16 protein-coding genes and 2 riboswitches are annotated in these 13,504 nt (G+C 43.4%); of the genes, 5 read left to right on the top strand and 11 right to left on the bottom strand.

The features are described from left to right. Nucleotides 1-258, bottom strand: coding sequence for an aspartyl-phosphate phosphatase Spo0E (gene spo0E / locus ACFVP7_RS08035; protein ID WP_003232480.1), 258 nt, complete (start codon nt 256-258; stop codon nt 1-3). Between the two features lie 202 nt (nt 259-460). Here spo0E and ACFVP7_RS08030 point away from each other — a divergent pair, with 202 nt between their 5' ends. Then, nucleotides 461-781: a YkvA family protein gene (locus tag ACFVP7_RS08030; protein WP_003232481.1), complete on the top strand. Its 321-nt coding sequence runs from the start codon at nt 461-463 to the stop codon at nt 779-781. Nucleotides 782-821: 40 nt separating this feature from the next. Here ACFVP7_RS08030 and mtnD read toward each other — a convergent pair whose 3' ends face one another. The 5 genes from mtnD to mtnE form a co-directional block, all read right to left on the bottom strand. Then, on the bottom strand, nt 822-1,358 hold the full coding sequence (gene mtnD / locus ACFVP7_RS08025; protein WP_003232483.1) for an acireductone dioxygenase: 537 nt from the start codon (nt 1,356-1,358) through the stop codon (nt 822-824). A 14-nt stretch (nt 1,359-1,372) separates the two neighbouring features. After that, nucleotides 1,373-2,002, bottom strand: coding sequence for a methylthioribulose 1-phosphate dehydratase (locus ACFVP7_RS08020; RefSeq protein WP_024572992.1), 630 nt, complete (start codon nt 2,000-2,002; stop codon nt 1,373-1,375). After that, entirely contained in the window at nt 1,960-2,667 is a 708-nt protein-coding gene (gene mtnX / locus ACFVP7_RS08015) for a 2-hydroxy-3-keto-5-methylthiopentenyl-1-phosphate phosphatase (protein WP_003232486.1), read from the bottom strand. The genes ACFVP7_RS08020 and mtnX overlap by 43 nt, the downstream gene beginning before the upstream one ends. Then, on the bottom strand, nt 2,664-3,881 hold the full coding sequence (mtnW, locus tag ACFVP7_RS08010; RefSeq protein WP_339231919.1) for a 2,3-diketo-5-methylthiopentyl-1-phosphate enolase: 1,218 nt from the start codon (nt 3,879-3,881) through the stop codon (nt 2,664-2,666). Before mtnW ends, mtnX begins: the two co-directional genes overlap by 4 nt. Before the next feature lie 84 nt (nt 3,882-3,965). Further along, nucleotides 3,966-4,066: riboswitch (SAM riboswitch) on the bottom strand. A 38-nt stretch (nt 4,067-4,104) separates the two neighbouring features. Then, a complete protein-coding gene (gene mtnE / locus ACFVP7_RS08005) occupies nt 4,105-5,301 on the bottom strand; it encodes a methionine-glutamine aminotransferase (RefSeq protein ID WP_120028032.1) in 1,197 nt (398 codons plus the stop codon). 94 nt (nt 5,302-5,395) lie between these two features. On the opposite strand from mtnE, the gene ACFVP7_RS08000 reads away from it, so the two are divergent. The 3 genes from ACFVP7_RS08000 to mtnA all read left to right on the top strand — a co-directional run bounded on the left by ACFVP7_RS08000 (nt 5,396) and on the right by mtnA (nt 8,769). Then, the gene (locus tag ACFVP7_RS08000) at nt 5,396-6,175 is read left to right on the top strand and encodes a carbon-nitrogen family hydrolase (protein ID WP_375060100.1); all 780 of its coding nucleotides are present in this window, start codon (nt 5,396-5,398) and stop codon (nt 6,173-6,175) included. Nucleotides 6,176-6,257: 82 nt separating this feature from the next. Then, a riboswitch (SAM riboswitch) is annotated at nt 6,258-6,414 on the top strand. A gap of 92 nt (nt 6,415-6,506) precedes the next feature. After that, a complete protein-coding gene (gene mtnK / locus ACFVP7_RS07995) occupies nt 6,507-7,700 on the top strand; it encodes an S-methyl-5-thioribose kinase (RefSeq protein ID WP_326147518.1) in 1,194 nt (397 codons plus the stop codon). Nucleotides 7,701-7,707: 7 nt separating this feature from the next. Continuing rightward, entirely contained in the window at nt 7,708-8,769 is a 1,062-nt protein-coding gene (gene mtnA, locus ACFVP7_RS07990) for an S-methyl-5-thioribose-1-phosphate isomerase (RefSeq protein WP_338733496.1), read from the top strand. Between the two features lie 33 nt (nt 8,770-8,802). On the opposite strand, the gene ACFVP7_RS07985 is transcribed toward mtnA, so the two are convergent. From ACFVP7_RS07985 to kinE, 3 genes are all read right to left on the bottom strand, one after another. Then, on the bottom strand, nt 8,803-8,928 hold the full coding sequence (locus ACFVP7_RS07985; protein ID WP_003232500.1) for a hypothetical protein: 126 nt from the start codon (nt 8,926-8,928) through the stop codon (nt 8,803-8,805). 90 nt (nt 8,929-9,018) lie between these two features. Next, nucleotides 9,019-9,516 carry a methylated-DNA--protein-cysteine methyltransferase gene (gene ogt / locus ACFVP7_RS07980; RefSeq protein ID WP_003232502.1) on the bottom strand — a complete coding sequence of 166 codons (498 nt, stop codon included), beginning with the start codon at nt 9,514-9,516 and terminating at the stop codon, nt 9,019-9,021. After that, nucleotides 9,513-11,729, bottom strand: a complete 2,217-nt coding sequence (kinE, locus tag ACFVP7_RS07975; protein WP_003232504.1) for a sporulation two-component system sensor histidine kinase KinE — start codon at nt 11,727-11,729, stop codon at nt 9,513-9,515. Before kinE ends, ogt begins: the two co-directional genes overlap by 4 nt. 252 nt (nt 11,730-11,981) lie before the next feature. Between kinE and ACFVP7_RS07970 the strand changes: the two genes are divergently transcribed. Continuing rightward, nucleotides 11,982-13,004, top strand: coding sequence for an acyltransferase family protein (locus ACFVP7_RS07970; protein ID WP_015252222.1), 1,023 nt, complete (start codon nt 11,982-11,984; stop codon nt 13,002-13,004). A gap of 40 nt (nt 13,005-13,044) precedes the next feature. Here ACFVP7_RS07970 and ACFVP7_RS07965 read toward each other — a convergent pair whose 3' ends face one another. Together ACFVP7_RS07965 and ACFVP7_RS07960 are read right to left on the bottom strand one after the other, a co-directional pair. After that, nucleotides 13,045-13,221, bottom strand: a complete 177-nt coding sequence (locus ACFVP7_RS07965) for a hypothetical protein (RefSeq protein WP_003245411.1) — start codon at nt 13,219-13,221, stop codon at nt 13,045-13,047. 2 nt (nt 13,222-13,223) lie between these two features. After that, entirely contained in the window at nt 13,224-13,379 is a 156-nt protein-coding gene (locus tag ACFVP7_RS07960; protein WP_003232510.1) for a hypothetical protein, read from the bottom strand. Nucleotides 13,380-13,504 lie beyond the last annotated feature (125 nt).

The raw sequence follows: 13,504 nt of genomic DNA, 5'->3' as shown, positions 1-13,504 counted from the left end.
CTATTTATTTGCATCATATGCTGGCATAACATCTCTGCGGGGCCACAAGCCTAATTTCTTTACAAGGCCTTGAATCCCTTGGGAATGTTCGTTTTCGTGCATAAGCTGGTGATATTCATTTATTAAACAATCCAGCTCCTGACTGTGCCTGATCGTGTCATGCCCTGTAAATCCCTGCTTTCTAGCGGCATCTATCATTAACTTTCTTTTTTCATCAATAGACACCAACAATCTTTCTTGTTCAGAAGAACCGCCCATTCACTTCACCCCTCGCCGCTAAGAAATAGGAAACAAGTTTGATTGGGTTATTGTGCATTATTACAGATTATACTTTATTTGTAAACATATTTTCATTAAATAAGTTAATTTTTCAGGTATAATAGATATATTGATAGGATTAGAAGAACAATACCCAGGTGAAGAGTATCTTAAACACGCCGCCAGGCAGGAGGTATGCCCAATGAAGAAAAAGAAAGCAATTATGCTCGGAGCGGCAGGCGGAAAAGCAATTTTGAAGAGGAAAAACCGAAAAAAATGTATTCAGCACATCACTACTTTTTTTCAGATGCTTCGCGATTGGCGAAATGGCGACTACCCTCGTTCACAGGTTAAAACACTTTTGCTGTTAACTGCCGCAATCCTGTATATCGTCATGCCGCTCGATATCATTCCAGACGTAATCCTCGGTCTTGGATTCATTGACGATGCAGCTGTTTTAGGTTTGATTTGGACACTGATTAAAAAAGAACTGTCACAGTATGAAAAGTGGCGTTTGCAATAAATATAAAAAGCCCCGTTCGATGAACGGGGCTATCTCATGCTTATTGATTCACGCTGTCTTTTTCATAAATCGGAACCCAGCCTTCAGTTGTGACAAAAATTCTCACCGCGACAACTTTGCGGTCCTCCTGAAGCGTGAAGTAATGGCGGATATTCTCAGGCACAGAGATTAAATCTCCAGGGTTTAAACGGACATCAAAAAACGTGCCGTCCTTGCCTTGAATGACAAAAATACCGTGTCCGCTTACAATAAAACGAACCTCATCGTCTGTATGGTGATGCTCTCTTTTAAAGTTTTCAAGCAGTTCATCAAGTTTCGGATTGCTGTCTGACAATGAAATAACATCCTGGGCTTTATAGCCGCGGCGGGTTGAGATATCTTTAATTTCAGTTTCGAAGGTATCAAGAATTTGCTGTTTTTCTTCTTCTGTCAGGTCATATTTCTCTGAGAGATGTTCCGGAAGCTTCGTGATATCCCATTGCTCATAAATAACCTCTTGACTGTCCAGAAAGCTTGCCACTTCCTCTTGATTTTCAATCGTTGTATTTGCCTCATCATGAATTCGAATTGTAGCCATTTCAATTCCTCCTTTTATTTAACCAGCTGATGCTGGAGTGTTTTCAATTTCAAATGGTAGCTGAACAAAAATTCATACGCTTCAAGCACTCTTTTTGCCTCAAATGCTGTTCTCCCCCAAGCCGTAATACCATGATTTCGGATCAGAACAGCTCCTGAATCTTCTGAAATCTCTTCCGCAAACAGTGCCGCAAGCGTCGGGATATGTGCCGGATTTTCTATAATCGGAATGGTCACTTCTGCGTTCTCTTCCCACAAGCCGAGTGCTTTTATAATTTCCTGGCCTTTGAATGTGATTTTCTTTTGGTCTCCGTATAACTCTGAAATCACATTATTGTTTACCGTATGGACATGCAGGCAGCATCCGGCATTGGTTTTATTGTACAAATGTGTATGCAAAAGCGTTTCTGCTGACGGTTTCAGAGAATGCCCGCTTTCAGCAGGCTCTCCGTTTTGATCAACCAGCAGAAAATCTTCAACCGTCTCTTTGCGTTTATCTTTTCCGCTTGCAGTGACGAGAAATGTTAAAGGATCATCTGTAACCTTAATTGACAGATTGCCGCTAGTCGCCGGAAACCAATCTCTCTCTGCCAATTCCCTTTTTACTTCAGCGAGCTCTCGCCAGCGTTCTTGTTTTGCAGCCATTCCTGTACCTCCTTTACATTCTCAATTTCCTTTCTGATCTCATAAAAATCTTGATACGGAAGATGATTGAGGTTTTGCTCCCGGCATTCGTTTAATAAATAATCCCTTGCAAAGCATAGGTCAGACAGCTTTGCTGCCTCCACATCTGTAACCGAATCACCGATCATGATGATATATTGGTTCGGTTCAGAAAGTTCATGGATGACCGACGGCTTACAGCACCCGCATTGATTGCTGCATGTGCCCTTGCAGGAATGAGGCCAGTCAATATGGATATAGTCATTGTCAAATGAAGCATGGTTGCAATAAATGCGGTCTTTCTCCACAATGCCTTCAAGCAAAGGATATACAAAGAAGTCCATTCCACCGCTTATGACATAAAACGGAATCTCGTGCTCATTGATAAATGCTACAAATTCCCGAAAGCCTTCCCTGATTTTTGCATCTTCTAATACAAAACTTGTAATCTCTTCTTTTAAACGGCTGGGCAGAAGGCCGAACATCCGCCCGACACCTTCCTTGATCGACAGCGTTTTGGAAAGTACGCCGTCTTTTAATGCCACCCACTCTGGGGGAGCAAATGTTTTCATGATATTTATAATGTTGTCGTTCATCGTGATGGTTCCGTCAAAATCACAAATAATAAAAGGTTTTCGAGTCGTCATACGGCTTCAACCTTTCCCCATTTATCTAGCGCAAGCTTAAGATCCTTGCATTGTTCGGCTTTTTCATCAATCGGCTGGGCCTCTAGGACCGCATCAATAATGGCTCTGAACGCTCGCCCCCCGCCTTGGGCACCGTTCGGATGTCCATGTACGCCTCCTCCGGCGTTAATAATGTGGTCTATGCCGTAATCACGCATTAATAGCGGAACCATGCCGGGATGAATGCCTGCTGACGGAACCGCAAATGTTTGGTTAAAAGCATCCTCTCTCACACATTCTTCATGAATCGCCAGTGCGTCTGCTCTTGGAAGCGCAACCGAACCATATGGAGACGGAAAGAGGCTGAAGTCAGCACCGCAATATCGGTTTAATTTTCCGAGTAAAAGAGCGTGAGAAAAACCGTAAAACGGAGAAGACGTAAACGCTCCGCTGACCGCTGGATGCGCCATAATCGGAACTGGGATTTCAGGATCTTCCGCAAGGCCTTGCATAACGTCCAAGCCGTAAGCGAAGACATTAAACAAAAGCGCATCCGCTCCCAGCTCGGCGGCGCGTCTCGCTTTGTCTTTCAGATCAGCCGTACGTCCAGTCAAATTCACCGCATACAGCGTTTTATGTCCGGTTTGCTCATACGTTTCTTTCAATATTTGCTTTCCTTCTGCAATTCTTGTTTCAAAAGGCGCTAGACCTGTCTCAAAGAAAATTTCATCGTCTTTAATCAAGTCAACTCCGCCAAGCGCCTGCTGCCGGAGCTGTTCTTTAATATCACTCAGGTCCCTTCCGATTACGCCTTTAAATATGCTCATTAACAGCGGTCTCTCAAACTCTCCCAGCAGCTTCCGGATGCCGTATACGCCAAACTTCGGTCCCGGCAGTACACGCTTAAATGCTTCAGAGAAGTGAAGATCGATTAATTTGATTTTTCCGTCCAGGGACAGCTTGCCAAACACTGTTGTCAGCAAAGCCGGAATATCCTGAGAGAAATTGATTTCAGGATAGGCAATTGTGATGACCGCTTGTTTTTCTGATGCAGGAGTTCCCCCTCTCTCCTCAACTTTTATCACCCGCCCCTTATGCTTTTGCATTTGCTCCTGTTTTACAAGGGGCAGATCAGTCCAGGAGCCTACTGTCAATCCTGTTGCGATTTGTTCTGCTTTCTTCTCTGTATCGGCTCCCGGTTCGGTCAGGAGATATGTCGCTAATAACTCACTCATGCCAGAGCTCCTTTCATTTTCATCCATATCAAAAAACCTCTTCAAACTGCAATCGCGTCTAAAGAGGTTTCGTTTCTCGTCCGAATCTTATCTCTCAGCCGCTAGCTGCAAGAATTAGCACCGTGCTTTATAAGTCGGTTGCCGGGCTTCATCGGGCTCGTCCCTCTGCCTGCTCTTGATAAGAAAATATAGATTTTATAAATTATTTTGAATTATCCCATCGTTATAAGGTCTTGTCAATGCTTTTTTGGGTAAACAGGTTCAGTTTGCCAATTCGATAAGCGGCCTCCTTAAGTCTTTCTTCACTTGTTAAAAGTCCGACTCTGACGTAGCCCTCGCCATATTTACCGAAGCCGTTTCCAGCCGCAACTGCCACATTCGCTTTTTCCAGCAAAAGATCTGAGAACTGCTCAGAAGTATAGCCTTCAGGCACAGGCAGCCATGCAAAAAAAGAACCTGCGGGAGCTGTTACATCCCAGCCGATTTCCCGGCATGCCGTGATCCAAGCGTTTCTCCTGCTCTCATACCTGGCATTTTGCTCTGCCACACACGTCTGATCGGCTAACAGTGCCTCTGCTGCAGCCTCCTGAGTCGCTCTGAAAAGACTGACAAACATATGATCTTGATAAAGATTGATCGCTTCAATGACCGAAGCGTTTCCGACGGCAAAGCCAACCCGCCATCCTGCCATATTATACGTTTTTGACAGCGTGTAAATTTCAATTCCGATATCCTTCGCACCTTCAGTCTGCAAAAAGCTTAAAGGCTTGCAGCCGTCAAATCCTACAGCGCCGTAAGCAAAATCATGAACGACGCAGATTCCGTTTTCAGCCGCAAAACGCACGGTGTCTTCAAAGAACTCAGAAGTAGCAACAGCTCCGGTCGGATTATTCGGATAATTCAAATACATCAATTTCGCCTGTTCCCTTACTTCAGCGGTTATGCTGCTGTAATCAGGGAGAAACGCCCTGTCCTTTACGAGCGGCATCATTTCCATCTTTGCTTTTGCAAGTGTGACACCCGACCAGTAATCTGGATAACCCGGATCGGGAACTAAGATCGTATCACCGGGATTCAACAAGCATTGCGGGAGCTCGACTAGACCGGCTTTTCCGCCGAATAATACAGCGACTTCGGTTTCCGGATCCAGATCAATGCCGTACTCTCTTTTATAAAATGCAGCAGCCGCTGACTTCAGACGGTATGAGCCGCGAAAAGACGAATATTTATGATTCTCAGGATCAGCAACAGCTCGTTTCATCTCCTCAACAATATGTTCAGGAGTCGGCTGATCTGGATTTCCCTGTCCTAGATTGATAACGTCATGTCCTTCTGCGAGCTTTCGGTTCACTTTCTGCACCAAGGAAGCGAAGAATTGTTTAGGCAATTCCTTCAATACATGAGACTGTTCAAATTTCATCTATTCTCACCTTCTAAAAAAATCTTGAAATGATAGTCCATCATCATATATGGTTAAATGAAAAAAGTAAAGAAAAATTTGGGGTGTTAAAAAGATGAAATGGACGATATCTTGTCTTCAATTTGATATTTCATACGGAAAACCTTCGGAAAATATAAAAAAAGCTGAATTTTTCATCGAAAAAGAAAGCAAACATGCTGATGTTCTTGTTCTGCCTGAATTATGGACGACCGGATATGATCTGGCCAATCTTGATGAACTCGCTGATGAAGACGGCCGCTCCGCTCAGAGCTGGCTGAAGAAAACGGCAAAAAAACATGGTGTTCATATTGTCTCCGGATCGGTCGCTGTCAGGGAGAATTCTGATGTTTATAATACAATGTACATCGCGGATAAGAAAGGGCAAATCATTAAAGAGTACAGAAAAGCCCATCTTTTTCAGCTGATGGATGAGCATCTGTATTTATCAGCCGGTTCCGAAGACGGATACTTTGAGCTTGACGGCGTCAAAAGCTCTGGATTGATTTGTTACGATATCCGTTTTCCGGAATGGATCAGAAAACATACGACAAAAGGCGCCAACGTGCTGTTTATTTCTGCGGAATGGCCTCTTCCCCGCCTTGATCATTGGAAAAGCCTGCTTATTGCGCGGGCCATTGAAAACCAATGCTTTGTCGCAGCCTGCAATTGTACCGGTTCAAATCCGGATAATGAATTTGCAGGACATAGCCTGATTATTGATCCATGGGGGCGTGTACTTGCTGAAGGCGGCCGGGAAGAAGGCATAGTCCGAGCGGAAATCGACCTTCAAGAAAGCGCAGAAGTTCGGGAGAGCATTCCTGTTTTCGATGATATCAGAAAAGATTTATATTAAAAATATATTGACAACTAACTAAATTACCTGTTACCATGTTCATCAACTGATAAATTAGAATTGTCAAACAAGTGAATATATTCTTTTATCGAGAGTTGGGCGAGGGATTTGGCCTTTTGACCCCAACAGCAACCGACCGTAATTCCATTGTGAAATGGGGCGCATCTTTTTCGCGCCGAGACGCTGGTCTCTTAAGGCACGGTGCTAATTCCATTCAGATCTGATCTGAGAGATAAGAGAGGCGGACATAGATGTTAAGCCTCCTTCTCTCTGAGAAGGAGGCTTTTTTACGGCCACATATTAAGTGATTACATAATTGGAGGTTATGATGATGGGAGTCACAAAAACACCTTTATACGAAACGTTAAATGAAAGCTCCGCTGTGGCGTTGGCGGTGAAGCTTGGCCTATTTCCAAGCAAAAGCACGCTGACATGCCAGGAGATCGGAGACGGCAACTTAAATTACGTTTTTCATATTTATGATCAAGAACATGACAGAGCATTGATCATTAAACAGGCGGTTCCGTATGCAAAAGTGGTGGGAGAAAGCTGGCCGCTGACAATCGACCGTGCAAGAATCGAAAGCAGCGCTCTCATCCGTCAGGGCGAGCATGTGCCTCACCTGGTTCCAAGAGTTTTTTATTCTGATACGGAAATGGCGGTTACCGTCATGGAGGATCTCTCTCACCTCAAGATCGCAAGAAAAGGACTCATTGAGGGTGAAAACTATCCTCATCTGTCGCAGCACATCGGTGAATTTTTAGGAAAAACACTTTTCTACTCATCAGATTACGCGCTTGAACCTAAGGTGAAAAAACAGCTTGTTAAACAGTTTACAAATCCAGAGCTATGCGACATTACGGAAAGACTTGTTTTTACAGATCCTTTCTTCGACCATGACACAAATGATTTTGAAGAAGAGCTTCGTCCTTTTGTCGAAAAGCTTTGGAATAATGACAGCGTTAAAATCGAAGCCGCTAAGCTGAAAAAGTCATTTTTAACGTCTGCAGAAACGTTGATTCATGGTGATTTGCATACAGGAAGCATTTTCGCAAGTGAGCACGAAACAAAGGTGATTGATCCTGAGTTTGCTTTTTACGGACCGATCGGCTTTGATGTAGGGCAATTTATCGCCAACTTATTTTTGAACGCACTCAGCCGTGACGGGGCTGACAGAGAGCCGTTATATGAACATGTCAACCAGGTCTGGGAAACGTTTGAAGAGACGTTTAGTGAAGCCTGGCAGAAGGACAGTCTGGATGTTTACGCCAACATCGACGGTTACCTCACTGATACGCTCAGCCATATTTTTGAAGAAGCAATCGGATTTGCGGGCTGTGAGCTGATACGACGCACGATCGGCCTTGCCCATGTAGCTGACCTGGATACGATCGTGCCGTTTGATAAACGAATCGGCAGAAAACGCCTGGCACTCGAAACCGGCACAGCCTTTATCGAAAAACGTTCAGAATTCAAATCGATAACAGATGTTATTGAATTATTTAAGTTACTTGTAAAGGAATGATCCATTCATGACCCATTCATTTGCTGTTCCACGTTCTGTTGAATGGAAAGAAACAGCTATTACCATTTTAAATCAGCAAAAGCTTCCTGATGAGACGGAATATTTGGAGCTGACGACGAAAGAGGATGTATTTGATGCGATTGTCACGCTCAAAGTAAGGGGCGCTCCGGCGATCGGCATTACGGCTGCCTTCGGACTGGCGCTTGCTGCCAAAAACATTGAAACAGATAATGTCACGGAATTCCGCCGCAGACTGGAAGACATCAAACAATATTTAAACAGCTCACGGCCTACCGCCATTAATTTGTCATGGGCGCTTGAGAGACTGAGTCATTCGGTCGAAAACGCGATTTCCGTAAATGAAGCAAAAACAAACCTTGTCCATGAAGCCATTCAGATTCAGGTCGAGGATGAGGAAACGTGCCGGTTGATCGGCCAAAACGCCCTGCAGCTTTTCAAAAAAGGCGACAGGATCATGACAATCTGCAATGCCGGCTCAATCGCGACAAGCCGCTATGGAACGGCGCTAGCTCCGTTTTACTTGGCCAAACAAAAAGATTTGGGATTGCACATTTATGCCTGTGAAACAAGGCCTGTCCTGCAAGGTTCACGCCTTACTGCTTGGGAGCTGATGCAGGGGGGCATTGATGTCACTCTGATCACAGACAGCATGGCCGCCCATACGATGAAGGAAAAACAAATTTCCGCTGTTATCGTCGGATCCGACCGAATTGCAAAGAACGGTGATACGGCAAATAAAATCGGCACATACGGTCTTGCTATTTTAGCAAACGCCTTTGATATTCCGTTTTTTGTCGCCGCACCTTTATCTACATTTGATACAAAGGTCAAATGCGGCGCTGATATCCCGATAGAGGAACGGGATCCCGAGGAAGTCAGGCAGATTTCCGGAGTTCGGACCGCTCCATCCAATGTGCCTGTCTTTAATCCCGCTTTCGACATTACACCTCATGATCTCATTTCAGGAATCATCACAGAAAAAGGGATTATGACCGGAAACTATGAAGAAGAGATTGAACAGCTGTTTAGAGGAGAAAAGGTGCATTAAAAAACCGCTGGACTTTGCTCATTTGGAGCCGAGTCAGCGGTTTTTTTGTTTCTTTTTGTTAACATTGATGATTTCATCTTTTTGAGCGCTTGATAAGATATGCAGTTTCACAAACAGTTCGGCAAAAACGGCAAGTTTCTCAGAGCGGCTCGGCTTCAATTGCTTTGTCCTCCTTTTTCATCAGACCAACTTTTTTAACTTAATAAAATGATATGTCGGCCGTGAAAAAAAGGGAACGTGCCATATGTTTTATTTTTCTTTATAGGAGATTCGCTCGATGTTTAGCAAAAATGCTTTGATCTCCGTTTTGCTTCCGGCGTATCCTGTTAACGCACTGTTTTTGCCGATCACTCTGTGGCACGGGACAAAAATCGGCAGGTCGTTACGTTTATTAGCCTGTCCGACAGCGCGCACCGCTTTCGGACTGCCGACCGCAGCGGCAATATCCGCATAGCTTCGGGATTCACCATACGGAATCCTCTCCAGCGCCTGCCACACTTTTTGCTGAAAAGGAGTGCCCTTTTGGCTGAGCGGCAGGGAGAATGTCTTTCTTTCGCCTGCGAAATATTCTTGAAGCTGTTGTTTCGCTTCTGCAAGATTAGGTGTTTCCTTGTGCTCAGTATTCTGAACCGTTTCTTTCCAGTCCACCCAATCTTCCTGACTGAGAAATAGACGAGTGATCCGGTCCTCCTCTTCGGCAATGATAAGTTCACCGAGCGGCGTTTCGGCTGTCGTATAGTAGTTCATTCATCATTCCTTCTTTCTTCAGCATTCTGTCTGACAGGAAGCGTAATATGGAAAACGGTGCCCTTCCCTTCTTCACTTTCTACCATAATCTCGCCTTGATGTTCTTCAATAATTTTATAGCTTACCATAAGCCCAAGTCCAGTTCCCCGTTCCTTTGTCGTATAAAACGGTTCACCAAGGCGCTTTAATTTATCTTCTGTCATTCCGATTCCCTCGTCTTTTAAGGAGATAAGAACATGATCTTGATCCAATGCCTTTATCGTTACAAAAATATTTCCGCCGTCAGGCATCACTTCGATGGCGTTTTTTAATATATTGATAAAAACCTGTTTCAGCTGATTCGGTTCACAGTAAATCGGGGGAATGTCGTCAATTAAATCAAGTTGCATTTGTACATTGCTGAGATTGGCTTGCGCATTTAGAAGGTCTATCGTGTCCCTCATAATTTGGGTAACATGTTTTTCCTCATACATAATGGCCTGGGGCTTGGCTAAAATCAAGAATTCGGTGATGATGGATTCGATGCGCTTTAGTTCTGAGGTGATCACGTTGAAGTAAAGGGCGTAGTCTCCCTCGACACTCCCTTTCAGAAGCTGAATGAAGCCTTTAAGAGCAGTCATCGGATTTCTGATTTCATGAGCAATGCCTGCTGCGAGTTCGCCGACAACATGAAGGGTATCTGATTTGCGCAGGCGCTCCTCCAATTCTTTTCGCTCTGTTACGTCTTTAAAGATAGCCAAGTTCATATTTTGAATAATATTCCGTTTAAATGAGAATTCGAGTTTTCTGTTATCACCGCTGCTCAGCAAAAATGGAATTTCGTTGTCCATTTCATCAAAATTAATCTGCCTTGCCGGTGATGCCAGATTTTCTATTTCATAAGCAGAAATAATGTCTAACAGGCTGTGCTGTTTGATCTCTTCATGTGACAGGCCCAAAATATGGCTTGCTAACGGGTTTGCGTCGATGATCCTGTATTGATTGTCGAACAATACATTGCCGTCCATTGAGCCGTTGAACACTTTTCTGAATTTCAGCTCGCTTTCCCGCAGCTCCTTTTCCATCCGCTTTCTGTCGCTTACATTTCTTAAGATCGTCAAATGCTGATTTTCAAGGATTGTCCGTTTTGAAGTAAATTCAAGCTCTTTGAATTGCCCGTTCCCCATTTGAAACAGCAGCTCTTCTCTGATCTCTCCGTATTTTGCGTATTTCCTTTTCGTTATGCTGTATTTCTGCTGCGAGTCAACGAGAAAATCACACAGCTTTCTTTTCAACAGCAAATTCATCGGCAGCTCAAAAATTTTACAGGCTGATTGATTCGCTTTTACGATTCTTCCGTCATTCGACCAGATGATGATGGCGTCCATTGCATTTTCAAAGATTTCTCTGAAGCGCTCCTCACTTTTAAAGAGCTGCAGCTCCATAGACCGCTTCTCTGTGATATCCCTCATAATGGACATATAAAAACCGCTGATGATGTTTGATGTAATCGTGAATTCAAATAGTTTTTGAACTCCTGAACGAAGCTTGACAGGCAGCTCCCCCTTCGCTTTTCCCTTGCGGTTGAGCGCCTTCCAGATATTGTCGAAATCTTTTCGTGAGCCGCTGTCTATGAACTCATACAAAGATAAATGAGACAGCTCATTATGATTGATTTCAAAGCTTTTACAAAAGGACAAATTGGCATCAATAAAACCGCCATCTTTATCAAACAGGACGATTCCGTCAACTGCTCTGTCAAACAAGTCCTTAAAAAGCTGTTCATTCATAGAGAATTCCCGCTCCAGAATCTTCTTAGAAGATATGTCCCTCATGACAACAAAAAAGAAATCCTCACCAATGCCTCTTTTGGCCAGAAACTCTATGTATTTTGTTGCCCCGCAATCAAGCCTGATCGGAACCTCCTTCCACAGAAAGCCTTTTTTAAAAAACTTCTTTACGGAAAGATTCAGTTCATCCTTTGGGATTGAAAACAAAAAATCCAAAACAGAACGCTTTTTCAAATCTTCCGAGTCAACTTGAAGCATCCTTTCTGTTGCTTCATTTGCCTGAACAATCCGCATTTCGTTATCACAAATAAAAATAGCATCGAGCGTATTGTTGACAATCACTTGATGCTGATTCAATTCCTTTTTCAGTCGCGCGTTTTCTTCTTTGAGGCGATTCAGTTCCTCTCGCAGCTCCGAGTTTGTCTGGACACCAAGAGTTTCCATGCATGTACACTCCTTCTTCAAAACCTATCCCTCAATATTTCTACAAAATGCGGGAACTTCCTTCATTTGCCCTATAAATTTCAGAAAATTTCAGCGCCATTACATTACGAAGACATTTTCTACGATCCTTACCGTCACTTTACATCGACCTAACAATCAGCATTTTTTTAGATTCCTTTTTCATCTTTTATTTTAAAATATGTACCAGCAGGGAATAATCTCTTAGTGACTGATGAAAGAGAAGGTGATGCTATGAGTAAATCGCGGGACAGTTATTTCGATAACGCAAAATTTTTATTGATATTCCTTGTTGTATTCGGTCATATCCTTCGTTCCTTTATTAATGATAATCATTTTATGCTCTACCTCTACAAGTTCATTTACACATTCCATATGCCTGCATTTATTCTTGTATCCGGTTATTTCGCGAAAGGCTTTAAACGGGCGGGATATGTAAAAAAGCTGGCGGTCAAGCTGATTATTCCGTATTTGATTTTCCAAATCATTTATTCCGTCTTTTATTACATTATGCAAGATGAAAGCATGGCAAATGTGAACCCGATTGATCCGCAATGGTCGTTATGGTTTCTTGTAAGCTTATTCTTTTGGAACCTGCTCCTATATCCTTTTTCAAAGCTTTCAAAGCAGTGGGCGCTGTTTGTCAGCTGCGGAATCGCCGTGCTGATCGGTTATCTGGACTTTGTCAGCAGCACGCTGAGCTTGTCACGGACATTCGTATTCTTACCGATGTTCCTTGTCGGTTTTTATTTAAATAAACATCATTTTGATTTATTGAGATCAAAACGCGGCAAACAAATTGCGCTCGGAGTGCTTGCCGCAGTATTCGTCATCTGCTGGGGCATCGATTTTGACTATTCTTTTCTGTTTGGTTCAAAACCGTATTCTTCATTTGGAGACGTTACCCTTGTAAGCGGACTATCCCGAATCGGCTGGTATGTACTCGCCTTTGGGGCAACCTTCAGCTTTTTAGCGCTTGTTCCGCAAAAACGGTATTTCTTTACCAGATGGGGAACCCGGACATTTTACGTGTATCTGCTTCACGGGTTTATTATTAAAACATTACGGCAGGTCGGGCTTGAGGATTGGCTTACTGACTATCAAAGCTTAGTGATCCTCTTGCTTTTAACAGCAGCCCTGACATCAGTCCTCTCCAGCAACTTTGTTAAGACAGTCGCTCAGCCCTTCATTGAGCTGAGGATGACCAGCTTATTGCAATTTGTCAGAGGAACGGGCAAAAATGCTTATTTAAAATAGAAAAGCACCTCTTAAGCGGACGCCGCCTAAGAGGTCTTTTTTATTGTTGTTTTTTGTTTTTTTCTTTTTTCTTTTCAGGCTTAGTGACTTCCAGCGTTTCGATGATCTTTCCGGCATTGTAATCACCAAGTTCACTTGAGAATTCTTCCTCCAGCACCTTTTTATTCATAGGCTTTTTATGATTTTGCATGTCTCTGCTATGACGGTTTTTCTTCACAATTACATGCCTCCCTGCTGGCCCTGTTTGGAATTGCGGTTTGCCCCTCTAAAATTGGGGTCGTCATGATATTGTGTCTTATATGAATTGGGGTCCATGCTCTCGGTAGGTGTATTGTTATTTTTAATGGCTTCATTCACTTCAGCTTTACGCTTCATACGAATCCTCCTCGCCAGTTTTCAGACATTTTACTCACTTCAAGATGCAGGAGCGTTAATTGCACCTGTCGAAGTTAGGTTCTCCAACTGAACAGGAGGCACACATCTTTTTTTTGGCAATCAAA

This window comes from Bacillus sp. SG20033, from assembly GCF_044570195.1.
Taxonomy (GTDB): Bacteria; Bacillota; Bacilli; order Bacillales; family Bacillaceae; genus Bacillus; species Bacillus subtilis.
The sequence above is the reverse complement of the archived record's forward strand: the minus strand, read 5'-3'. Positions and strand labels throughout refer to the sequence as shown.

Coding starts and splice junctions, on each gene's coding strand:
- mtnW (WP_339231919.1), bottom strand. CDS start 3,881: ATGAGTGAGTTATTAGCGACATATCTCCTGACCGAACCGGGAGCCGAT.
- ogt (WP_003232502.1), bottom strand. CDS start 9,516: ATGAACTACTATACGACAGCCGAAACGCCGCTCGGTGAACTTATCATT.
- ACFVP7_RS08000 (WP_375060100.1), top strand. CDS start 5,396: ATGAAATGGACGATATCTTGTCTTCAATTTGATATTTCATACGGAAAA.
- kinE (WP_003232504.1), bottom strand. CDS start 11,729: ATGGAAACTCTTGGTGTCCAGACAAACTCGGAGCTGCGAGAGGAACTG.
- spo0E (WP_003232480.1), bottom strand. CDS start 258: ATGGGCGGTTCTTCTGAACAAGAAAGATTGTTGGTGTCTATTGATGAA.
- mtnX (WP_003232486.1), bottom strand. CDS start 2,667: ATGACGACTCGAAAACCTTTTATTATTTGTGATTTTGACGGAACCATC.
- mtnE (WP_120028032.1), bottom strand. CDS start 5,301: ATGAAATTTGAACAGTCTCATGTATTGAAGGAATTGCCTAAACAATTC.
- ACFVP7_RS07970 (WP_015252222.1), top strand. CDS start 11,982: ATGAGTAAATCGCGGGACAGTTATTTCGATAACGCAAAATTTTTATTG.
- mtnK (WP_326147518.1), top strand. CDS start 6,507: ATGGGAGTCACAAAAACACCTTTATACGAAACGTTAAATGAAAGCTCC.
- ACFVP7_RS08020 (WP_024572992.1), bottom strand. CDS start 2,002: ATGGCTGCAAAACAAGAACGCTGGCGAGAGCTCGCTGAAGTAAAAAGG.
- ACFVP7_RS08030 (WP_003232481.1), top strand. CDS start 461: ATGAAGAAAAAGAAAGCAATTATGCTCGGAGCGGCAGGCGGAAAAGCA.
- ACFVP7_RS07960 (WP_003232510.1), bottom strand. CDS start 13,379: ATGAAGCGTAAAGCTGAAGTGAATGAAGCCATTAAAAATAACAATACA.
- mtnA (WP_338733496.1), top strand. CDS start 7,708: ATGACCCATTCATTTGCTGTTCCACGTTCTGTTGAATGGAAAGAAACA.
- mtnD (WP_003232483.1), bottom strand. CDS start 1,358: ATGGCTACAATTCGAATTCATGATGAGGCAAATACAACGATTGAAAAT.